Source organism: Pantoea sp. OVA07A (assembly GCF_019969975.1).
In the GTDB taxonomy this organism is placed as follows: domain Bacteria; phylum Pseudomonadota; class Gammaproteobacteria; order Enterobacterales; family Enterobacteriaceae; genus Pantoea; species Pantoea agglomerans.
In genome coordinates this window covers 1,210,215-1,231,660 of record NZ_JAHXYM010000001.1, presented here as the reverse complement: position 1 = coordinate 1,231,660, position 21,446 = coordinate 1,210,215, and the positions used below count along the sequence as shown (strand labels likewise).

The 21,446-nt window shown below is 54.3% G+C and carries 18 protein-coding genes; 4 read left to right on the top strand and 14 right to left on the bottom strand.

Features of this window, described 5'->3' with window-relative positions:
• Positions 1-149: 149 nt before the first annotated feature.
• Complete coding sequence (tesB, locus tag LC417_RS05850) at positions 150-1,013, top strand: acyl-CoA thioesterase II (protein ID WP_045140707.1); 864 nt, start codon at positions 150-152, stop codon at positions 1,011-1,013.
• 49 nt (positions 1,014-1,062) lie between these two features.
• Here the strand turns inward: tesB and amtB are convergent, their stop codons facing one another.
• The 5 genes from amtB to LC417_RS05825 all read right to left on the bottom strand — a co-directional run bounded on the left by amtB (position 1,063) and on the right by LC417_RS05825 (position 7,003).
• Positions 1,063-2,349 (bottom strand): ammonium transporter AmtB, encoded by a 1,287-nt coding sequence (gene amtB / locus LC417_RS05845; RefSeq protein ID WP_010255877.1) that lies wholly within the window; start codon positions 2,347-2,349, stop codon positions 1,063-1,065.
• A gap of 34 nt (positions 2,350-2,383) precedes the next feature.
• The gene (gene glnK, locus LC417_RS05840; RefSeq protein WP_003850469.1) at positions 2,384-2,722 is read right to left on the bottom strand and encodes a P-II family nitrogen regulator; all 339 of its coding nucleotides are present in this window, start codon (positions 2,720-2,722) and stop codon (positions 2,384-2,386) included.
• 257 nt (positions 2,723-2,979) lie between these two features.
• A complete protein-coding gene (locus tag LC417_RS05835) occupies positions 2,980-4,755 on the bottom strand; it encodes a SmdB family multidrug efflux ABC transporter permease/ATP-binding protein (RefSeq protein ID WP_010671215.1) in 1,776 nt (591 codons plus the stop codon).
• Positions 4,748-6,517 carry a SmdA family multidrug ABC transporter permease/ATP-binding protein gene (locus LC417_RS05830; protein WP_010255867.1) on the bottom strand — a complete coding sequence of 590 codons (1,770 nt, stop codon included), beginning with the start codon at positions 6,515-6,517 and terminating at the stop codon, positions 4,748-4,750. Before LC417_RS05830 ends, LC417_RS05835 begins: the two co-directional genes overlap by 8 nt.
• A 24-nt stretch (positions 6,518-6,541) precedes the next feature.
• A complete protein-coding gene (locus LC417_RS05825; RefSeq protein WP_010671213.1) occupies positions 6,542-7,003 on the bottom strand; it encodes an Lrp/AsnC family transcriptional regulator in 462 nt (153 codons plus the stop codon).
• 117 nt (positions 7,004-7,120) lie between these two features.
• On the opposite strand from LC417_RS05825, the gene LC417_RS05820 reads away from it, so the two are divergent.
• The gene (locus LC417_RS05820; protein ID WP_223565601.1) at positions 7,121-8,155 is read left to right on the top strand and encodes a PLP-dependent cysteine synthase family protein; all 1,035 of its coding nucleotides are present in this window, start codon (positions 7,121-7,123) and stop codon (positions 8,153-8,155) included.
• Positions 8,156-8,189: 34 nt separating this feature from the next.
• Here LC417_RS05820 and cof read toward each other — a convergent pair whose 3' ends face one another.
• Entirely contained in the window at positions 8,190-9,011 is an 822-nt protein-coding gene (cof, locus tag LC417_RS05815; protein ID WP_223565600.1) for an HMP-PP phosphatase, read from the bottom strand.
• A gap of 92 nt (positions 9,012-9,103) precedes the next feature.
• Between cof and LC417_RS05810 the strand changes: the two genes are divergently transcribed.
• Both LC417_RS05810 and queC read left to right on the top strand, forming a co-directional pair.
• Entirely contained in the window at positions 9,104-10,822 is a 1,719-nt protein-coding gene (locus LC417_RS05810) for an SgrR family transcriptional regulator (RefSeq protein WP_223565599.1), read from the top strand.
• A 41-nt stretch (positions 10,823-10,863) separates the two neighbouring features.
• The gene (gene queC, locus LC417_RS05805; protein WP_031592184.1) at positions 10,864-11,559 is read left to right on the top strand and encodes a 7-cyano-7-deazaguanine synthase QueC; all 696 of its coding nucleotides are present in this window, start codon (positions 10,864-10,866) and stop codon (positions 11,557-11,559) included.
• Positions 11,560-11,609: 50 nt separating this feature from the next.
• On the opposite strand, the gene LC417_RS05800 is transcribed toward queC, so the two are convergent.
• The 8 genes from LC417_RS05800 to tig form a co-directional block, all read right to left on the bottom strand.
• Positions 11,610-12,008 carry a YbgC/FadM family acyl-CoA thioesterase gene (locus LC417_RS05800; protein ID WP_010671209.1) on the bottom strand — a complete coding sequence of 133 codons (399 nt, stop codon included), beginning with the start codon at positions 12,006-12,008 and terminating at the stop codon, positions 11,610-11,612.
• Positions 12,009-12,108: 100 nt separating this feature from the next.
• Positions 12,109-12,462, bottom strand: coding sequence for a helix-hairpin-helix domain-containing protein (locus LC417_RS05795; protein ID WP_089414517.1), 354 nt, complete (start codon positions 12,460-12,462; stop codon positions 12,109-12,111).
• Between the two features lie 140 nt (positions 12,463-12,602).
• A complete protein-coding gene (gene ppiD, locus LC417_RS05790) occupies positions 12,603-14,471 on the bottom strand; it encodes a peptidylprolyl isomerase (protein ID WP_223565598.1) in 1,869 nt (622 codons plus the stop codon).
• 247 nt (positions 14,472-14,718) lie between these two features.
• The gene (hupB, locus tag LC417_RS05785) at positions 14,719-14,991 is read right to left on the bottom strand and encodes a nucleoid-associated protein HU-beta (protein ID WP_009091701.1); all 273 of its coding nucleotides are present in this window, start codon (positions 14,989-14,991) and stop codon (positions 14,719-14,721) included.
• Positions 14,992-15,205: 214 nt separating this feature from the next.
• A complete protein-coding gene (lon, locus tag LC417_RS05780; protein WP_010255415.1) occupies positions 15,206-17,560 on the bottom strand; it encodes an endopeptidase La in 2,355 nt (784 codons plus the stop codon).
• A 186-nt stretch (positions 17,561-17,746) separates the two neighbouring features.
• Positions 17,747-19,018: an ATP-dependent protease ATP-binding subunit ClpX gene (clpX, locus tag LC417_RS05775; protein WP_010671205.1), complete on the bottom strand. Its 1,272-nt coding sequence runs from the start codon at positions 19,016-19,018 to the stop codon at positions 17,747-17,749.
• 134 nt (positions 19,019-19,152) lie between these two features.
• Complete coding sequence (clpP, locus tag LC417_RS05770; RefSeq protein ID WP_010255410.1) at positions 19,153-19,776, bottom strand: ATP-dependent Clp endopeptidase proteolytic subunit ClpP; 624 nt, start codon at positions 19,774-19,776, stop codon at positions 19,153-19,155.
• A 336-nt stretch (positions 19,777-20,112) separates the two neighbouring features.
• Positions 20,113-21,417 carry a trigger factor gene (gene tig, locus LC417_RS05765; protein WP_010255408.1) on the bottom strand — a complete coding sequence of 435 codons (1,305 nt, stop codon included), beginning with the start codon at positions 21,415-21,417 and terminating at the stop codon, positions 20,113-20,115.
• Positions 21,418-21,446: the final 29 nt, after the last annotated feature.

The following is a 21,446-nucleotide window of genomic DNA, read 5'->3' as shown; positions in this document are numbered from 1 at the left end:
ATCCTGCTTACAGCGCTTCACTCGCCGTATGTCCTTAATGTTGGCACAAAAATGAAATTTTGCCTGGCACCGACAATGTAGAAAGTCTGATTGACGTCAACTGGTCCGATCTTTCACACTGAGCAGGTCACTATATTGAGGAACGCGCCATGAGTCAGGCACTGCAAAATCTGCTGAATTTATTAAATCTGGAAAAACTGGAAGAGGGTTTATATCGCGGCCAGAGCGAAGATATTGGCCTTCGTCAGGTGTTTGGCGGTCAGGTGGTGGGTCAGGCGCTGTATGCCGCAAAGCAAACCGTGGCGGAAGATCGCATTATTCACTCTTTTCACAGCTATTTTTTGCGGCCCGGCGATAGTCAGAAAGCGATTATTTATGATGTTGAAACGCTGCGAGATGGCAAAAGTTTCAGTGCACGTAGGGTCAGTGCCATTCAGAATGGGCAGCCGATTTTTTATATGACCGCCTCGTTCCAGTCACCGGAAAGCGGCTTTGAACATCAGAATCCGATGCCACAGGTGGCGGGGCCAGAGAATCTGTTAACTGAACAGGCGATGGCGCAGAAAATGGCGCATCTGCTGCCAGAAAAGCTACGTGAAAAATTCATTGCTGAGCGTCCGCTGGAGATCCGCCCGGTACAGATTCACAATCCTCTCCGGGGCCATGTGGATAAGCCTGAACGCCAGGTCTGGATCCGTGCCACCGGCCCACTGCCCGACGATTTGCGTATCCATCAGTATCTGCTCGGCTATGCTTCCGATCTCAATTTCCTGCCGGTCGCGCTCCAGCCGCACGGCAAAGGCTTTTTAGAGCCGGACATGCAGGTCGCCACTATCGACCACTCAATGTGGTTCCACCGCCCGTTCGACTTCAGTGAATGGCTGCTCTATAGCGTAGTCAGTACTTCGGCGTCAGGCGCACGGGGTTTTGTCCGGGGCGAGTTCTACAATCAGAAGGGTGTGCTGGTGGCCTCAACGGTTCAGGAAGGGGTCATGCGTCAGCGCAGCGAATAAAAAAAGGGGCGATTACTCGCCCCCGATTGATCTTTTCACTGCCCATCCATTACTGGTTGTAAGCATTCTCGCCGTGGCTGTTTACATCCAGACCTTCACGCTCATGCTCTTCCGGAACGCGCAGACCGACAATCAAATCAGCCAGCTTGAAGCCGATGAAGGCGACAACGCCCGACCAGACGATAGTCAGGCCCACGCTGAAGAGCTGTACCCAGACCTGATGGCCCATGGTGACACCCTCTGCGTAGCCTACGCCGCCCAGTGAAGAGGAGGCAAACACGCCAGTCAGGATACAGCCGACAATGCCGCACACGCCATGCACGCCGAACACATCGCAGGGATCATCCACGCGCAGCCATTTTTTCAGGGTGGTCACGCCCCACAGTCCCGCCAGTCCGCCGACCAGGCCGATGATTAATGCACCGCCGACGCCGACGTAACCACAGGCAGGCGTAATCGCTACTAATCCGGCAATAAAGCCTGAACAGGCACCCAGCAGCGAAGGCTTACCACGTACCGCCCACTCGCCAAAGGTCCATGACAACACGGCGCCCGCTGTGGCGACAACGGTGTTCAGGAAGGCCAGCGCCGCGATTTCGTTTGCTGCAGAAGCAGAACCGGCGTTGAAACCGAACCAGCCGACATACAGAATGGCGGTGCCGGTGAATACCATTGGCAGGTTGTGTGGTTTGAAGGCCTCTTTACCAAAGCCGGCACGTTTGCCCACCAGATAAGCGCCCACCAGACCGGCGACAGCGGCGTTAATATGCACCACGGTGCCGCCAGCAAAGTCCAGCGCGCCATCCTGTGCCAGGAAACCGCCAGCCCACACCATGTGCGCGATAGGCAGGTAAGCCAGGGTCAGCCAGACGCCGACAAAAATCAGTACGGCAGAGAAACGGATGCGTTCTGCGATAGCACCGACAATCAGGCCCACCGTGATACAGGCAAACGAGGCCTGGAACGCGACATGAATATATTGATAGAAGCTGCCCATGACGGCGGTCAGCTGAATGTTTTTCAGCATCACCCAGTTAAAGCTGCCAAAGAAGGCGTTGCCTTCACTGAACGCCAGTGAATAGCCGTAAACCATCCATAATACGCAGACCAGTGAGAAGGTGACGGCAACCTGAGTCAGCATCGACAGCACGTTTTTACCGCGAATCAAACCACCATAAAACAGCGCGATACCTGGAATTGACATAAACAGCACCAGCGCGGTGCAAATCATCATAAATGCGTTATCAGCCTTGTCCGCAACGGCAGGCGCAGCCATTGCGAGTGAGGGTAACAGTGCCAGGCTGGTGAGGCCCAACTTAGCGAAAATTTTATTCATTTTTATTCCATCCCATCACAGTACTGAGTCTTTATTACAGAGCGGCTTCGTCGGTCTCGCCGGTACGAATACGGATGACGCGCTGCAGTTCAGCTACGAAAATTTTACCGTCGCCAATTTTGCCGGTGTAAGCCGCTTTACTGATGACATCCACCACTTCGTCTAACTGATCGTCGGCAATAGCGATATCAATTTTGACCTTAGGCAGGAAGTTCACGCTGTACTCTGCGCCACGATAAAGCTCTGCATGGCCCTTCTGACGGCCAAAACCTTTCACTTCGGAGACGGTCAGTCCCTGAATGCCGATAGAGGATAAAGCTTCACGTACATCCTCCAGCTTGAATGGCTTAATTACGACGGTAACCAGCTTCATTGGATCCCCTCCAGCGAGTAAATAGGTAACGTTTACGGACACGCAGGGATATAAGCAAAGCCTGTGCCAGAGTGTGAAAATGACGGTAATACGTTGTTCAGGCGAGACGCGATAAGGGATGCTTTAAAGAGGATGGGAAACAGAGAGGCCGTACAGGGGAAATTGCAGCGGAGGGCTGCACTCCTTTGGTGCTTCAGGCGTCAAAGGAGTGCATTTATACAGATTAATCTGATAAAGGTGCGCAAAAAAGGTGCAACTCAGCCTTCAGTTGTTACAGCGACGCCCGATACCAGATCTTCACCTGCCTGCTGCAGCTGATACATCTGCCAGTAACGTCCCTGCATCGCCAGCAGTTGCTGATGCGTACCCTGCTCAACCACACGACCACGATGCAGCACCAGAATCTTGTCTGCTTCAATAATCGTTGAGAGGCGGTGAGCAATCACCACCAGCGTGCTGTGCTGGCGCAGCGTCTCAAGCGTCTGCTGAATGGCCTGCTCGGTGCCGGAATCAATATTGGCCGTCGCTTCGTCGAGGATCAGTATCTGCGGCAGATCAACCAGCACCCGGGCCAGTGCCAGCAGCTGCTTCTGCCCGACCGACAGATTATTGCCCTGCTCGCCCAGCCGGGTATGAATTCCCTCCGGCAACGCATGCGCCAGCGGAGCCAGCTGCACCTGTTCCAGCACCGTCCAGACGGCCTCTTCGCTGATGTCACGTCCCAGCCGCACATTCGCCAGCAGCGTATCGGCCAGCACCACCGGATCCTGTTGCACCATCGCGATACCGCGCCGCAGCACGGCATGGCTCAGGTCACTAATGGGTCGATCATCAATGCGGATCTCGCCACGCGTTACCGGGTAGTAACCCATTAACAGGTTCGCCAGCGTGCTTTTACCGCTGCCGGTATGTCCCACCAGCGCCACAAACTCGCGTGGGGCAACCTCAAGATTGATATCACTGAGCACATCGCGGTTTTCACGGTAGGCAAAGCTCAGATTGTTCAGGGTGATACGACCTGAAGCCAGCGGTTGCTGATCGGCACCATACTGCTGCTGTGCAGCATCCATCAGTTCGAAAATACGCTCACCTGAAACTACCGCCTGCTGCAGCATCGATTGCTGAGTGGTCAGCTCAATCAGCGGCTCATTCAGACGCCCCAGATAGGTAATAAAGGCATAGAGTACCCCCACTTCAAACACGCCAGGCATCGAGAAACTAAACAGGATCAGCAGCCCACACAACACCATCGCTGAAAACAGGCTCAACAGCGGACGCAGCAGAAAACCATCCAGACGCAGCGTTTCCATTCGCGCCAGATAGTGAGAGCGGCTCGCTTCGCCCATTCGCTCACCAAATCGCGCCTGCTGACGAAACTGCTGGATCACGCTCATACCGCTGATGACTTCGTTAAAGCCATTATTGATGTCTGCCAGATAGCTGCGAACCCGACGGGCAATGGGCGTGCTGTAACGCTGATAGATGAACATCACTACCAGTACCAGCGGAAAGATCATCATCGCCACCAGCGCCATGCGCCAGTCAAGGCTAAACATCGCCACCATCATGGCGCCGACCAGTGCGGCACTGCGCAACACGGTTGAAACCACCGTGACGTAGAGATCGCGGATCACTTCGGTGTCGTTAGTCACGCGTGAAATAATCTGCCCGACCGGCTGGGTATCAAAGGCACTCAGCGGCTGACAGAGTGCGGCATTCATCACGTCACTGCGTAACCGCTGTACCACACCGATAGCGGCTCGGTTAAACAACAGCGCCTGCCAGTAGTGCAGCCCGGCGGCCAGCAGCTGAAGCAGGATAAAACTGACCACCAGTCCTGCGACCACTCCCCAGGGCATCTGATGTTTCGCCACCAGGTTGTCGATAAAATAGCTGACCAGAACCGGTCCGGTCACTTCCGCCGCGGCAGCGATCCACAGCATCCCTACCGCCAGCGACAGGGATTTGCGCCACGGCTTACCGTAGCTCAGCAGACGCTTCAGGGTAGGCCACAAGCGTGCAGACTTAGCCATGCGGCACTCCTTTCTCATTTTCATCATCATCCAGCGCCGCTTCCAGTTGCTGGTAACGGTACATGTCCCGATACCAGCCAGCACTGCCGGTCAGCGCATCGTGGTCGCCCCGCTGCGCCACTCTGCCCTGCTGCAGGACCAGGATTTCACTGGCTTCCGTCAGTGCCGATAAGCGGTGCGCGCTGATAATCAGCGTGCGTCCCTGCCCCCAGATGCGCAGGTTATGCAGGATTTCGTGTTCGGTACGGCCATCCACCGCGGAAAGCGCGTCGTCCAGAATCAGGATTTCCGCATTCAGCAGCAGCGCCCGGGCAATCGAAAGACGCTGCTTCTGCCCACCCGACAGCATCACACCGCGCTCCCCGACTTCCGTTTCATAGCCCTGCGGCAAACGCAGGATATCGTCATGAACGCAGGCCAGCGTGGCGGCATGCTCAATCTCCTGCTGGGTTGCGCCCGGTTTTCCCAGCGCAATATTGTTCGCCACGCTGTCTGAGAACAGGAACGGTGTCTGGCTGACCACGGCCAGACGGCTGCGCCAGCTGTCCAGCCGCAATTGCGGCAGCGGGATCTGATGATAACGGATGTCGCCCTGCTGAATATCAAAGTGGCGCTGAATCAGGCTAAGCAGCGTACTTTTGCCACTGCCGGTTGGTCCGCACAGCCCCAGCATCTCGCCGGGTTTCAGCTGGAAGCTGACATCGCTTAAGACCGGACCCACGCTGGCCGGATAGTTAAAGGCACGAATCGCGACCTGCAGCGTGCCCGGTTCAGATGGCAGTGACTTATCGCCATCTTCCACCGCTGGTGCTTCCGCCAGCAGCGCGCCGATACGGCTCCAGGCGGCGCTGCCGCGTTCAACAATATTAAACATCCACGCCAGCGCCAGCATCGGCCAGATCATCAGGCCGAGATACATCACAAAGCTGGTGAGCTGCCCCAGCGTCATCTCTCCATGCCAGACCAGCCAGCTGCCGCCACCAATCGCCAGCAGGTTTGAGAAGCCGATAGCGATATAGATAGTGGGATCGAAACGGGCATCGACCCGCGCCACGCGCAGGTTTTTTTCACCGGTATCGCGGGCGATATCGGAAAATTGCTGCGACTGATGCTGTTCAAGGCCAAAGGATTTAATCATCCGGATGCTGGTCAGGCTCTCCTGCGTCTGATCGTTAAGACTGGAGAAGGCGGCCTGTGCCAGCTTAAAGCGATGGTGCAGTTGATTACCGTAGCGATGGATCACGATGGCCATAATGGGCATCGGCACCAGCGCAAGCAGCGTCAGCTGCCAGCTGATCTGCGTGCTCATTACCAGCAGCACCACGCAGCCCATGACCAGCGAGTCGACCAGCGTCAGTACTCCTTCCCCGGCAGCAAACACCACCCGATCCACGTCGTTGGTGGCGCGCGCAATCAAGTCGCCGGTGCGGTGACGCAGATAAAATGCCGGTTGCTGACGACTCAGCTGGCGATAGAAATCTTCGCGCAGCTCAACCGCCAGCTGGTAGGAGGCACCAAACAGCAGCACGCGCCAGACATAGCGCAGCAGATAGACCACCACTGCCGTTGCCAGCATGATCCCAATCCACATCATGATGCGGCTGGTGCTCATGTTGTCACGCGTCACGCCATCGACAATCACCCCGACCACATGCGGTGGCAGCAGCTGCAGAATAGCAATAACAATCAGCAGGAGGACCGCGCCCAGATAGCGCCGCCACTCCCGCAGAAAATACCAACTTAATTGACTGAATAATCGCACAACGCTGCTCTCAATCTCAGGCCCTCAGGGGGCGACAGGTAAAGCCGTGGTGTATTTAATCTCTTCCATGGCGAAGCTGGATGTCACATCAATCAGGCCAGGCACCCCATTCACTAATCGCTTGTAGAAAGCATCATAGCTTTTCATGTCGGCCACCTGAATGCGCAGCAGGTAATCATACTCGCCTGCCATACGGTAAAAGGCCATTACCTCCGGCATGCTGCTCACCACCGAGACAAATGCCTGATACCAGTCGCGACTGTGCTGCTGCGTTTTAACAAACATAAACGCCGTCAGTGACAGTCCGATTTTATCTCCATCCAGCAACGCCACCCGTGCGCGAATAATGCCATCATCTTCAAGCTTTTTCAGGCGCTTCCAGCAGGGTGTGGTGGTGAGGTTGACGGCATCCGCCAGCGCCTGCAGCGACAGCGTGCAGTCATGCTGCAGCAGTGAGAGCAATTTAAGGTCAGTTTTATCTAACATTCGCGGCTCCGGGAGAATCATTTTCTCCATTACCGCCATTTTAGCGGTAATTGTGCAATCTCTTTTTCCTGCACGTGCCATAAAATAGCCGCATCACTTTTTTACCGGACACCTGAGATGCACACCTGCTGGATTCGCCACGCTATCAACGAAATTAACGCTGATTTTCAACGATCGGCTGAGACCCATTTGATCCGTTTCGATCTGGCGGACTTTCCCGGTATCTGGTTCTATATGAAAGATGAAAGTACCCATCCCAGTGGCAGTCTTAAACACCGGCTGGCACGATCCCTGTTCCTCTACGGCCTCTCCAACGGCTGGATTAAACAGGATACGCCGATTATCGAAGCCTCGTCAGGCAGCACTGCCGTTTCTGAGGCGTACTTCGCAAGGCTGCTGGGTCTGCCCTTTATTGCGGTGATGCCGGCGAGCACGGCGAAGCGTAAAATCGAGCAGATCACTTTTTATGGCGGACAGTGCCATTTTGTTGAAGATCCCTGCCAGCTCTATGCTGAATCTGAACGGCTGGCGCGGGAGCTCAATGGCCATTTTATGGATCAGTTTACCTATGCTGAACGTGCCACCGACTGGCGCGGCAATAACAATATTGCAGAGAGCATTTTCCGTCAGATGGAGCATGAACCTTATCCGATTCCCCATACGATAATCATGAGTGCGGGCACCGGCGGCACCTCAGCCACGCTGGGCCGCTATATCCGTTATCAGGGACTGGAAACTAAACTACTGGTGGTTGATCCGCAGCATTCGGTGTTTTTTGATTACTGGCAGAAGCGTGATGCCACCCTGACCAGCGCGCGCGGCAGCATGATCGAAGGAATTGGCCGTCCGCGAGTGGAGCCGTCGTTTATGCCTGACGTGATCGACGAAATGATCAAAGTGCCGGATGGTGCAACGCTGGCCGCCATGCTGAAACTGGAAAAGATTCTGGGACGCAAGCCTGGCGCCTCTACCGGCACCAATTTCTGGGGCATGATGCAGGTGGCAAAACGCTTACGGGCAGCGAATCAGCAGGGAGCACTGGTGACACTGCTGTGCGACAGCGGCGAACGTTATCCCGATAGCTACTATCAGCCTGAGTGGGTGGCAAAACATATTGGCGATATCACGCCATGGCAGCGCGAGCTGGAATAAAAAACCGGACATCCTGTCCGGTTCACGGCAATCCTCAGCATTCGGGGGAATACGCGAGGTCGGGTGTTGCCAGCCAGTGATTTAAATAGTGAGACACCGCCTGTGTCTCGCAATGCCCTAATACCGGCAGATGCGGTAGCGCGGCTTTCAGCTGCGCCATCGCATTGCCCATGATAAAACCCTGTCCGGCCTGCGCCAGCATCTCGCGATCGTTCATCGCATCACCAAACGCCATACACTCCGCCATGGTCAGCGACAGATGGTCACATAACAGTGCCAGCGCGCTGCCTTTATTGCAGCTGGCGGGTAACACCTCCAGACAATCCACAGCAGAGAAGCAGATGTTAGCCTGCTCGCCCAGTGCGGCATCCAGCTCTGTTTTTAGCTGACAGAGGCGCTGATGCTGATCGATAAAGCAGATTTTTGTCACCTGATGCGCGGGCAACCTTTTAAGATCGCACAGCTGATAGCCAAATCCGCTGATCTGATGGGCCACCAGCAGTTCAGGCTGTGGGTGATCGGTAAACCACCCCTGATCGTTGAAAACATGCAGGGTGGCGGGCGTATCCCAGCGGCGGTGGATCACCTCTTCGGCGACCGAAGAGGGCAGATCACGCGCAAAGATCAGATTGCCCTGCCTGTCGTGTACACGAGTGCCATTACCGGTAATCAGCCACGCGGGCAGTGTCATTTTTTCCCGTAAGTTCTGCATCTCCAGCAGATGGCGGCCCGTCGCCAGCGCCAGATTAACGCCACGCAGATGCAACGCCTGCAGGCTATCCAGCGTCTGCTGACCCAGTTGATGATCCGGCAGCAATAATGTGCCATCCATATCGAACGCGGCTAAACGCACCATGATTTACCTCCTGCTGAAAGATGAACTCCACTATTGCCTGTTAATTGCGGAACTAATAGTGAATACTTTTAAAAAACTGTTCCGGGTTTAACATGCGCCAGCTTAACCGTCTTAATCAGTTCCAGCGTCTGTGGCATCAGAGTCAGGGCGCCCCACAGCAAACCTGCGTGGCGGAGATGGCCCGCCACTGTATCTGCAGCGAGCGTCATCTGCGCACGTTGCTGTCACAGTGGCAGCATGCAGGCTGGCTCAGCTGGCGCGGCGAGCCTGGCCGTGGCAAACAGGGACAGATAGTATTTCTGCGCTCACCTGAACAATTAAGGCAGCAGTTGCTGCAACAACAGCTCGACGCCGGAGACGCAGCTGAGGCCTTGCAGCTGCTGGATCTGCCGCCGGAAAGGCTGATCAATATGCTGCGGCCATTAATGGGTGGACAGTGGCAGAACGATACGCCGGTTCTGCGCATCCCCTACTATCGTCCGATGGAGAGCACAGAGCCGCGTCAGATTACCGGTCGGGCCGAACAGCACCTGGCTCGCCAGATCTATTCCGGTCTGACCCGCTTTGAGCAGGATGAGCCGGTCGGCGATCTGGCGCATCACTGGCAATATGACGAGGCGTCATCTGGCTGGTTATTCTGGTTACGGCCTCAGCTGATGTGGCACAACGACGAGCCTCTGCAGGCCGCACAACTGGTGGCGCAGTTCCACCAGCTGTTGCGGGATAGGCGCGTCAGTGTGTTGCTGGCCGATGTGGTCAGCGTGGATGCGCCCCATCCGCTTGCGGTGCGTTTCGTACTGCGACGCCCTGATTTCTGGCTGCCCCATCGGCTCGCCCACTTGTTGTGCCTGCTGCCCCATCCCATCGATCCCGTCACGGGCAGCGGGCCGTGGAAACTCAGGCACTTCAGCGCCGAGCTGGTGAGGATTGAAAGTCACGCGCGCTGGCATCTGCAGCGTCCTCTGCTGCAGGCGGTGGAGTACTGGATTACCCCTCAGCTGTTTGATCCCGCTCTCGGCAGCAGCTGTCGTCATCCGGTGCAGATTGCGATAGGCGATGCCACAGAGCTCAGGACGCTGCAACCGGTCAGCAGCAGTATCAGCCTCGGCTTCTGTTATCTGGTCTGCCGACCACGAGCCGGATTTACCCCTGATCAGGCGCGCACGCTTTTCCAGCTGATCCAGCAAAGCGGCATTGTCAGCCGGTTGCCTCTGGATGAGGGACTCATCACTCCCAGTAAAGAGCTATTACCTGGCTGGAGTGTGCCGCTGATTGATGCTGTCAGGGTTCCCTTACCGGCAACCCTGACGCTGCATTATCAGTTGCCGGTTGAGCTGCACCAGATGTCACAGGCGCTGGTTGCACTGTTAAAACAGCACGGCTGCACCCTGAAGGTAGTTTTTCATCCGGTAAAAAACTGGCACGGCATCGACCCGCTTGATGAGGCAGATATCGTGATGGGCGACAGACTGATTGGTGATGCGCCGGTCTTTACGCTGGCCAGTTGGTTGCAGACTGACCCGCTATGGCAGCCGCTGTGGCCCACACTGCAGGGCGAAGAGATTCAGGCGCAACTGCTGGCTATCCAGCAAATTGCTGACGACGAAACCCGTGCCCGCTCGCTGCATCAGCTTTATCATCAGCTGATGACGGGCGGCATCCTGCTGCCACTGTTCAATTATCGCTATCAAATCTACGCGCCGCCGGGCGTTGAAGGGATTGAACTGAATACGCTGGGCTGGTTCGATTTCAGCCGCGCATGGATCCCGCCGCCCATTGATCTGCCATGCAGCTGTTCAGCGGCGGACTGAGGCATTACCATAAGCGCAAAATTAATTATCAGGAAAACACCATGAAACGCGCTGTTGTAGTTTTCAGCGGTGGACAAGACTCCACTACCTGCCTGATTCAGGCCTTAGAACAATATGATGATGTTCATTGCGTCACTTTCGACTATGGACAACGCCATCGGGAAGAGATCGATGTGGCCCGCGACCTGGCGATTAAATTGGGCGCGCGCGCGCATAAAGTGCTGGATGTCACCATGCTGAACGAACTCGCCGTCAGCAGCCTGACGCGGGATAACATTCCGGTGCCGGCTTATAATCCCGAGGCCAGTGGATTACCCAGTACGTTTGTGCCGGGACGCAATATTCTCTTTCTGACGCTGGCCTCGGTTTACGCTTATCAGGTCGAAGCGGAAGCGGTGATCACTGGCGTCTGTGAGACCGATTTCTCCGGCTATCCCGATTGTCGCGATGAGTTTGTCAAAGCGCTGAACCATGCGGTGTCGCTTGGCATGGCGCGCGATGTTCGTTTTGAGACGCCGCTGATGTGGCTCAATAAAGCGGAAACCTGGGCGCTGGCGGATTACTGGCAGCAGCTTGCGCTGGTACGCGAGCAGACGCTGACCTGCTATAACGGCGTGAAAGGTGATGGATGTGGTGAGTGTGCAGCCTGTCATTTACGGGCCAATGGCCTGCAGGGTTATCTCAACGATCGTGCTGGCGTAATGGCGGCAATGAAAGCAAAAAGCGGTCTTAACTAAGAGTGTCTGAGGTGGCGGCAGAGAATCCGGGTTGCCGCCTTTTTATCGACTCATGCCATCAGACGCATCAGTCGCTCGCGCAACTCCCCTTCCAGCGCAACCGCCTTCTGAGTCCGCAAATCAATACAGACGAAAGTGAGTGCGGCATCCGCCACCACGGTCTCCTGCCCTGCCAGCAAAACCCGCTGCGCAATAATGCCGCTTTTGCCATTCAACTGCGTGATCTCACTGTCGATAGTCAGTACGTCGCCCAGCACGGCCGGGCGACGGTAGTTGATGTTGATGTTTACCACCACAAAAGCCAGTTTCTGTTCCTGCAACCAGTGGAATGCTTCCACCTCTTCCAGCCACTCCCAGCGCGCCTCCTCCAGAAACTCAAGATAGCGCGCATTATTGACGTGCTGATAGACATCCAGATGATAGCCGCGCACTTTTATGGTGGTCTGCATGATCATGCTCTCCTGCTGCTGTGAATTAACTGGTTGGACCTGTTCACTTTAGCAGAGTCGCCTGTCTATCGTGGGTTAAGCATCACAGATGTGTACTGCTTCACAATTTCAGCCGGGCCGCATTTCGCTCTATCAACGCATTGCCGATACCCGGCACTTCACTGAGTTGCTGAATTGCGCTAAACGGTCCGTACTGTTCGCGATAGCTCACAATTGCCTGCGCCTTTTTCAGCCCCACCCCATTCATAACGGCAGAGAGCTGTTCGGCTGTTGCTTCATTAATGCTGACCTGGTCCTGCTGTGGCTGCGCGGCGGCTTCCGGCTTCGATGCAGGATTTGAGCTCTGCGTGACGGCTGCGCTGACAGGTTCAGGTGCCGCAGAGACGCTGCTGTGACAGAGTGCGCCGCCCAGCGCGAGTGAAAGATAAAAGGCAACGAGTTTAGGTTTAGCCATGCTGTGTTTCTCCTTGTGTGTAAACAGCAGCGACAGAGTGGCACTACTGCACGCAAGGCTCAAAAGCGGGATTCCAGAAATGGAAAAGGCCGCGAATGCGGCCTTTGATTGTTACAGTCGTTGCGCAGTTTCTGCGAGGCTTACTGCATTTGTGCGGCAGCGCCGTACTTAATTTTGGCCTCTTTACGCAGGTTTTGCAGTAACGCTTCAAACGCCAGCTGCGCATTATTCTGCGTGACGCCTTTGACCATTTCGTCAATCTGCGCCTGCGGCATGCTGCCGGTTTTAACTTTATCAACCGCCACCAGTACCACATTGCCCTGCATATCTTCGCTGACACCCCAGGAAGGTTTATTTTCCGCAGGCTGAGGCAGGTTAAAGGCAGTCTGTGCCACCGGATCCTGCGCATTGCGATCAACGGTCTTGCTGGCGCTCAGCGTCAGACCCGCTGCAGTCAGCGCATCCTGCTTACCGGCTTTCAGATCGGTCAGCAGCTTATCGGCCTGAGCTTTTGCCTGCTGCGTCGCTTTATCATGCTTAAGCGTGTCAGTGATCTGCGCCTTAACCTGCTCAAGCGGTTTTACCGCTTCCGGTTTATGCTCACTGATACGCAGCACAAAGGCACGGTCGCCATCGACAGTAATGATATCGGAGTTGTTGCCCGGCGCGCCGTTTTGCCCGACCAGTCCGCCATTAAAGATCGCCTGCTTCACCGCATCAAAGTTAAGCTCATCTGGCAGCGTATCCTGACTGAACCAGCCAGTCTCTTTCGCTTTCAGACCAGAAGCCTGCTCTGCACCCGCCAGTGACTCATTGTCATTGCTGGCCGCTTCGCTGACTTTCTGTTGCACTTTGTAGAAGGCATCAACGCCCTTCTCCTGCTTCACTTTCGCTGCAATGGCGCTGCGCACTTCATCCAGTGGCTTAACCTGCTCTGGCTGAATATCGTCAAGACGAACCACCAGGAAGCCCACTGAAGATTTGATGACGCCTGACATCTGGCCTTTCTCAGTCAGACCGGCATTTTTCAGCTCATCCGGCGTCGTAGAGGGTTCCAGCCAGCCCATATCGCCGCCCTTACGCGCAGAGATCGGGTCAATGGATTTGGCTTTTGCCACGTCAGCGAAGCTGGCACCTGCTTTCAGCTGCGCCAGGACCGCACTGGCATCGGCTTCAGTTTTGGTCTGAATGACGCTGTAGCGCGTACGCTGTGGCTGCGAATAGTCCGCTTTATGCTGGTCGTACCAGGCCTGAATGTCGGCCTCGCTGGCATCCTGCTGCATGCTGACCGCATCCATCAGGAGGTAGCTGACACGGAACTGCTCTGGTGCCATAAAGCTGGTTTTATGCTGCTGATAATACTGACTGATTTCGTCGTCAGTAACGGCCTGCTTCGCCGCCAGTGCATTGACGTCCAGCGTCGCCTGACGAATCTCACGCTGCTGTGAAACCAGGTCCACCAGTTTGCTGGCTTCGCCTTTCAGCGTGAAGTCGGTGTTAGCCACGGCATTGATCAGCTGTTGATTGGAGAGCTGCTTACGCAACGCTTCGGCATACTGGTCGGCGCTGAAGCCCATATTGCTGATCAGACTCAGATATTTGGCATTGTCGAATTTACCGTTGGTCTGAAAAGCCTGCTGATTGAAGATAGCCTGCTTCACCTGATCGTCGCTGATGCTGAGGTGGAGATCTTTGATGTAGCTATCAAGCAGCGCCTGATCGATTAACTGCGACAGCGCCTGCTGGCGAATCTGCTGCATGTAGCCATCGTTGCTGGCCAGCTGTGAGAACTGATCGCCCAGCATCTGCTGCTGACGACTGCGCTCGCTGTTGAACGCCTGCTCCAGCTGTCCCCGGCTAATCTCCTGGCCGTTAACTTTGGCCGCATAGTCGTTATTGCCGCCAATCAGATAGTTGCCAACGCCCGTCAGCACAAAGGAGAGGATAATCAGCCCCAAAATAATCTTGAGCACGACATGGTTCGACGCCGCGCGTAAATTGTCCATCATGGTATGGCAACACTCCGCTGTAGTGTGAATGTAAAGCTCGGTCGCAATTCGCCATTGGCTGGCGACTCACGCAACTGCTGGCTTAGCTGGCAGTCTCAATCCGGTCCAGGTCCATCTTACGGCCCGATTCTCACCGGTTAAAACAAAAAAGGCACATCTGATTGATGTGCCCGTATGTTACATGAGAACGGGTTAATCGTCCTCTAATCCACTGAAGAAAATGCGTCAATGAATCTATTCGTTGTTATTAATTGACAGCGTCTTTCAATGCTTTACCAGCACGGAAGCCTGGTACTTTACCGGCCGGGATGGTGATCTCTTTACCGGTTTGCGGGTTGCGGCCGGTACGTGCAGCGCGGTCACGCACAGAGAATGTGCCGAAACCTACCAGAGCCACTTCATCACCGTCTTTCAGCGCATCTGAAACTGAGCCCATAAATGCATCTAAAACACGTCCCGCTGCAGCTTTAGAAATATCAGCATCGGCAGCAATTTTGTCGATCAATTGTGACTTATTCACTCTCTTCATCCCCTCTTTTATTATTTCACATCGTACCCTGCATCCGGCAGGGTGCGAACGCGCAGCAAGTTATATCAAGCCTGTGGAGCCGAAACAACGGAATTTCTCTGAGAACGTCGCGTCGGCAGCCACCTAAATTAACGGCACAAAAAAAAGCTGGCAAGCGCCAATTGCCTTGCCAGCTCCGCTTTTTAACGGTTTTTGCCGTTAATCACTATTTTGCTGTTACAACCTGCATACCGTATGGCGCATTTTCCAGTGCCAGATTCAGCACCTCTTCAATGCGTTTCACCGGATGAATCTCCAGATCGGCAATCACGTTCTGTGGAATCTCTTCCAGGTCGCGCTTGTTGTCGTCAGGGATCAGCACGGTTTTAATGCCACCACGGTGCGCTGCCAGCAGTTTCTCTTTCAGCCCGCCAATTGGCAACACCTGACCACGCAGGGTGATCTCACCGGTCATCGCCACATCCGCCCGCACCGGGTTACCGGTCAGACAGGAGACCAGCGCAGTACACATGGCGATACCGGCACTTGGACCATCTTTCGGCGTAGCGCCTTCAGGGACGTGAACGTGAATATCACGTTTTTCGTAGAAGTCACCATTGATGCCCAGCTTCTCGGCACGGGCACGCACCACGGTCAGCGCAGCCTGAATCGACTCCTGCATCACTTCACCCAGAGAACCGGTGTAAGTCAGCTTGCCTTTACCTGGTACGCAGGCGGTTTCGATGGTCAGCAGATCGCCACCCACTTCGGTCCATGCCAGACCCGTTACCTGACCCACACGGTTTTCGCTGTCCGCACGACCGTAGTCGAAGCGCTGAACGCCCAGGAAATCCTTGAGGTTTTCGCCATTGATGGTGATGTGCTTTTTCGTCTTGTCCATCAGCAGTGATTTCACCGCTTTACGGCACAATTTCGACAGCTCACGCTCAAGGCTACGCACACCGGCTTCACGGGTGTAGTAACGGATAATGCCCACAATCGCGCTGTCTTCAACCGTAATTTCATTGGCTTTCAGGGCGTTGCGCTCAATCTGCTTGGTCAGCAGATGCTGCTTAGCGATGTTCAGTTTTTCATCTTCGGTGTAACCCGACAGACGAATCACTTCCATACGGTCCAGCAGCGGTGCCGGGATGTTCATTGAGTTCGATGTAGCAACGAACATCACATCAGAAAGGTCATAGTCGACTTCCAGATAATGGTCGTTGAACGCAATGTTCTGCTCAGGATCAAGCACTTCCAGCAGCGCTGAAGCCGGATCGCCACGCATGTCAGAGGACATTTTGTCGATTTCATCCAGCAGGAACAGTGGGTTTTTAACCCCAACTTTCGCCATTTTCTGGATTAATTTACCCGGCATAGAGCCGATGTAAGTACGACGGTGACCGCGGATTTCAGCTTCATCACGCACGCCACCCAGCGCCATACGCACATATTTGCGTCCGGTCGCTTTGGCGATCGACTGACCGAGAGAGGTTTTACCTACCCCTGGCGGTCCCACCAGGCACAGAATCGGCCCTTTGATTTTGCTGACGCGACTCTGAACCGCAAGATACTCAAGAATACGATCCTTCACGCGCTCCAGCCCGTAATGGTCGGTATCCAGCGTCTCCTGCGCTTTACGCAGATCTTTCTTCACTTTGCTGCGCGCGTTCCACGGAACCTGCACCATCCAGTCGATATAGCCGCGAACCACGGTCGCTTCAGCGGACATCGGGGACATCATCTTCAGCTTCTGCAGCTCAGCTTCCGCTTTCTCGCGCGCTTCTTCCGGCATTTTTGCCGCATCGATTTTGCGTTTTAACGCTTCGTACTCGTCGGGCGCGTCGTCCATCTCGCCCAGCTCTTTCTGAATCGCCTTCATCTGCTCATTCAGATAGTACTCGCGCTGGCTCTTCTCCATCTGCTTCTTAACACGGTTGCGAATGCGCTTCTCAACCTGCAGCAGATCGATTTCAGATTCCATCATCGCCATCAGATATTCCAGACGTTCGTTGACGTCGGACATCTCCAGCACAGACTGTTTGTCTGCCAGCTTCAGTGGCATATGTGCTGCGACGGTGTCGGCAAGGCGGGCCGCATCGTCAATGTTGTTCAGCGAGGTTAAAACCTCGGGTGGGATCTTTTTGTTGAGTTTGATGTAGCCTTCAAACTGATTGATCGCCGTGCGCACCAGCACTTCCTGCTCGCGCTCTTCGATCTCTGGCGAAACCAGATATTCAGCTTGTGCCACAAAATGGTCACCGTTATCGGCCAGCGTCGTAATGTGGGCGCGCTGTAAACCTTCGACCAGGACTTTGACGGTGCCATCCGGCAGTTTCAGCATTTGTAATACTGATGCAACGGTCCCTACTGAGAAGAGATCGTTAATGCCAGGTTCATCCGTTGAAGCCTCTTTCTGTGCGACCAGCATGATTTTTTTATCATGATCCATTGCGGCTTCAAGGCACCGAATTGATTTTTCCCGGCCAACAAACAACGGAATTACCATGTGCGGATAAACCACCACGTCGCGCAGCGGCAACACGGGGATTTCAATGCGTTCAGAACGCTCAGGATTCATAGAGCTCTCTCTTTGTTTAATGTCCGCCAGGTGATGGGAACCGCATCAGGCAGGTATGCAGTTAAACCCACAGGTATCTGAGTATATGGGTATGATTGTCCGACATTCAACGTCACAGAGGCGAGAAAAGCAAAAGGGGAAACATTTTCCCCTTTTTTATTACTACAGGATGGACGATCTGTTTAATTATTCGCCAGATGCCTGGGCTTCATGCTTACCGTAGATCAACATGGGCTCAGACTGACCTTCAATAACTGATTCATCAATCACTACTTTTTCCACGTCGTCCATGGAAGGCAGGTCATACATCGTTTCCAGTAACGCGCCTTCTACAATTGAACGCAGACCACGTGCACCGGTTTTACGTGACATCGCTTTCTTAGCAATGGCGGTTAACGCCTCGTCACGGAACTCCAGCTCAACGCCTTCCAGGTTAAACAGCGCCTGGTACTGTTTAGTCAGGGCGTTCTTAGGCTCACGCAGAATCTGAATCAGCGCTTCTTCGCTCAGCTCGCTCAGGGTAGCAACAACAGGCAGACGACCGATGAACTCAGGGATCAGACCAAATTTGATCAAATCTTCTGGTTCACACTGCGCAAGCAGTTCGCCTTCGCTGGCTTTCTGCGATTTCCCTTTCACGGTCGCGCCGAAGCCGATACCGGATCCGGTTTCAACACGCTGGGCGATCACTTTGTCCAGGCCGGCAAATGCGCCGCCGCAGATAAACAGAATTTTAGAGGTATCAACCTGCAAAAATTCCTGCTGCGGATGCTTACGTCCACCCTGCGGGGGAACGGCAGCCACGGTGCCTTCAATCAGTTTAAGCAGTGCCTGCTGTACGCCTTCGCCTGACACGTCACGGGTAATCGACGGGTTATCAGACTTACGTGAGATTTTGTCGATTTCATCGATGTAAACGATGCCGCGCTGTGCTTTCTGTACGTCGTAGTCGCATTTCTGCAGCAGTTTCTGGATGATGTTTTCAACATCTTCACCCACGTAACCGGCTTCAGTCAGCGTGGTGGCATCAGCCATGGTAAACGGCACATCCAGCAGGCGTGCCAGCGTTTCTGCCAGCAGCGTTTTACCACTACCGGTCGGGCCAATCAGCAGAATGTTGCTTTTGCCCAGCTCGATACCATTGCTGGTATCGCCGTTGCGCAGACGCTTGTAGTGGTTGTAAACCGCAACCGCCAGCACTTTCTTCGCTCTTTCCTGACCGATGACATAATCATCGAGGTGATGGCGAATTTCATGTGGGGTTGGCAACGCACTACGTTCACGATGCGGGGCAACTTCCTTAATCTCTTCGCGAATGATGTCGTTGCACAGGTCAACACACTCATCGCAGATATACACTGACGGCCCGGCAATCAGCTTTCGCACTTCATGCTGGCTTTTGCCGCAAAAAGAGCAGTACAGCAACTTTCCTGAACCGTCTTTGCGCTTATCTGTCATCAGTTAACCTCTTCTTGTTCTCAGGCCATACCCGCGTACGGCTCAGGCCGTGCAGAGACGGCCGAAATTCATTCAACCCATAATAGTACCGTTGTCCTGTTAACTATAGACCAGGGACAACGGTAAGTCGGGTCTTATTGGCGATGCGTCAGAATTGAATCGACTAATCCATACTCTACCGCTTCATTTGCAGAGAGGAAACGGTCACGCTCGGTGTCACGCTCAATTTCTTCCAGCGTTTTACCGGTGTGCTCAGCCATCAGCTCATTCATACGCTGCTTAACTTTAAGGATTTCGCGCGCGTGGATCTCGATGTCTGACGCCTGACCCTGATAACCGCCCAGCGGCTGGTGGATCATCACACGTGAGTTTGGCAGACAGAAACGTTTGCCTTTGGTCCCCGCCGTCAGCAGGAAAGCGCCCATAGAACAGGCCTGTCCCATACAGATAGTGCTGACATCCGGTTTGATAAATTTCATGGTGTCGTAGATCGACATACCGGCCGTGATGACACCGCCTGGCGAGTTAATGTAGAGATAGATATCTTTTTCCGGGTTTTCAGCTTCCAGAAACAGCATCTGCGCCACAATCAGATTAGCCATGTGGTCTTCGACCTGGCCAGTCAGAAAAATGACGCGCTCTTTAAGCAGACGGGAGTAGATGTCGTAAGAACGCTCACCACGCGAAGTTTGTTCAACTACCATTGGCACCAGCGCATTGTGCGGTGCTGTATATTCACGATCGCCACTGTATGACATTACCGTCTCCTGGATAAATTTCATTGGCAACATTCTGTACCGATTCTACGTAAGACGCGCGGGAAACTCCACGCCGCGCCTTTTTCCGACACCTTCAGGACGGTTAATCAGCCAGCCTCACTCTTATTTCTGCATACTCCCTGTATCTGGGGATGCTGCACGCATGTTTCAAGCATAACAATCTTTTCCCTGTTCGCTAACCCGGAAAAAGCGATGCGTGAATAATTCGCCTGTTTATTAAACAAATAGCGGCGAAGAGTGGCTATCCGGACGCAAAACACAAAAAAGCCCGCGACTTTTCAGTCACGGGCTTAGCACAGACGGTTAAATGCGCGATCAGGCCTGAGCGGTCTGATTCATCAGATCCTGGAAGTTGGTCTCTTTCTCGGTCACTTTAGCTTTCGCCAGGACCGCTTCAACCGCTTGCTCTTCCAGCGCAACGTTGCGCATATTGTTCATCAGCTCATTATTCTTGCTGTAGAACTCGATCACTTCCTGCGGATCTTCATACGCAGAAGCCATCTCTTCGATCATGGTGCTTACGCGCGCTTCGTCAGCTTTCAGCTCGTGGGTACGAATCACTTCGCCCAGCAGCAGACCGACAACAACACGGCGTTTAGCCTGCTCTTCGAACAGTTCGCGTGGCAGTTCCAGCGCCTGCTGTTCGTTGCCACCGAAACGCTGTGCAGCCTGACGACGCAGAACGTCGATTTCGCTGTCAACCAGCGCAGCTGGCACGTCGATTTCGTTCGCTTCAACCAGACCGTCGATTGCCTGAGTTTTGATGCGATTACGGATAGCGCCTTTCAGCTCGCGATCCATGTTCTTACGCACTTCAGTACGCAGACCGGCAACTGAACCATCTTCAACGCCGAAACGTTTGATGAACTCTTCAGTCAGCTCTGGCAGTTCGCGCGTTTCAACTTTCTTCAGCACGATCTCGAACTTCGCATCTTTCCCTTTCAGGTTTTCTGCGTGGTAGTCGTCCGGGAATTTCACGTCGATAGTGAAAGTTTCGCCCGCTTTGTGACCCACAACGCCTTCTTCAAAGCCTGGGATCATGCGGCCCTGGCCCATGGCCAGAACGAAATCAGAGGCTTTGCCGCCTTCGAACTCTTCACCGTCCACAGAACCGTTGAAATCGATAGTGGCACGATCTTCCGGACCTGCTGCAGCGTCGCTTTCGATCCAGTTGGCCTGCTGTTTGCGCAGAGTGTCCAGCATGGTATCAACGTCAGCATCAGTTACTTCAACGACAGGTTTTTCGACTTCGATGTTTTCCAGGCCTTTCAGCTCAACTTCCGGATAGACTTCGAATTCAACCGCGTAGGTGAAATCCTGACCTTCTTTGTATTCGCCTGGCACGTAGTTCGGTGCGCCAGCCGGATTAATTTTTTCTTTGATGATGGCGTCAACAAAGTTGCGCGTCATCAGCTCGCCCAGCACGTCCTGACGGACAGAAGCGCCGTAACGCTGTGCCACGATGTTCATCGGCACTTTGCCTTTACGGAAACCATCGATGCGAACTTTCCTGGCAACGTCAACCAGTTCTTTTTTTACAGCGCTTTCGATGCTGTCAGCAGCGACAGTAATCGTAATGCGACGGCCCAGGCCCTGAGTGGTTTCTACAGAAACTTGCATCTTGTTACCTCAAAAAATCACGTGCTCGG

Bases quoted from the DNA above. Each gene is read 5' to 3' on its own strand.
- tesB (WP_045140707.1), top strand. From the start codon at position 150: ATGAGTCAGGCACTGCAAAATCTGCTGAATTTATTAAATCTGGAAAAA.
- amtB (WP_010255877.1), bottom strand. From the start codon at position 2,349: ATGAATAAAATTTTCGCTAAGTTGGGCCTCACCAGCCTGGCACTGTTA.
- glnK (WP_003850469.1), bottom strand. From the start codon at position 2,722: ATGAAGCTGGTTACCGTCGTAATTAAGCCATTCAAGCTGGAGGATGTA.
- LC417_RS05835 (WP_010671215.1), bottom strand. From the start codon at position 4,755: ATGGCTAAGTCTGCACGCTTGTGGCCTACCCTGAAGCGTCTGCTGAGC.
- LC417_RS05825 (WP_010671213.1), bottom strand. From the start codon at position 7,003: ATGTTAGATAAAACTGACCTTAAATTGCTCTCACTGCTGCAGCATGAC.
- LC417_RS05820 (WP_223565601.1), top strand. From the start codon at position 7,121: ATGCACACCTGCTGGATTCGCCACGCTATCAACGAAATTAACGCTGAT.
- cof (WP_223565600.1), bottom strand. From the start codon at position 9,011: ATGGTGCGTTTAGCCGCGTTCGATATGGATGGCACATTATTGCTGCCG.
- LC417_RS05810 (WP_223565599.1), top strand. From the start codon at position 9,104: ATGCGCCAGCTTAACCGTCTTAATCAGTTCCAGCGTCTGTGGCATCAG.
- queC (WP_031592184.1), top strand. From the start codon at position 10,864: ATGAAACGCGCTGTTGTAGTTTTCAGCGGTGGACAAGACTCCACTACC.
- LC417_RS05800 (WP_010671209.1), bottom strand. From the start codon at position 12,008: ATGCAGACCACCATAAAAGTGCGCGGCTATCATCTGGATGTCTATCAG.
- LC417_RS05795 (WP_089414517.1), bottom strand. From the start codon at position 12,462: ATGGCTAAACCTAAACTCGTTGCCTTTTATCTTTCACTCGCGCTGGGC.
- ppiD (WP_223565598.1), bottom strand. From the start codon at position 14,471: ATGATGGACAATTTACGCGCGGCGTCGAACCATGTCGTGCTCAAGATT.
- lon (WP_010255415.1), bottom strand. From the start codon at position 17,560: ATGAATCCTGAGCGTTCTGAACGCATTGAAATCCCCGTGTTGCCGCTG.
- clpX (WP_010671205.1), bottom strand. From the start codon at position 19,018: ATGACAGATAAGCGCAAAGACGGTTCAGGAAAGTTGCTGTACTGCTCT.
- clpP (WP_010255410.1), bottom strand. From the start codon at position 19,776: ATGTCATACAGTGGCGATCGTGAATATACAGCACCGCACAATGCGCTG.
- tig (WP_010255408.1), bottom strand. From the start codon at position 21,417: ATGCAAGTTTCTGTAGAAACCACTCAGGGCCTGGGCCGTCGCATTACG.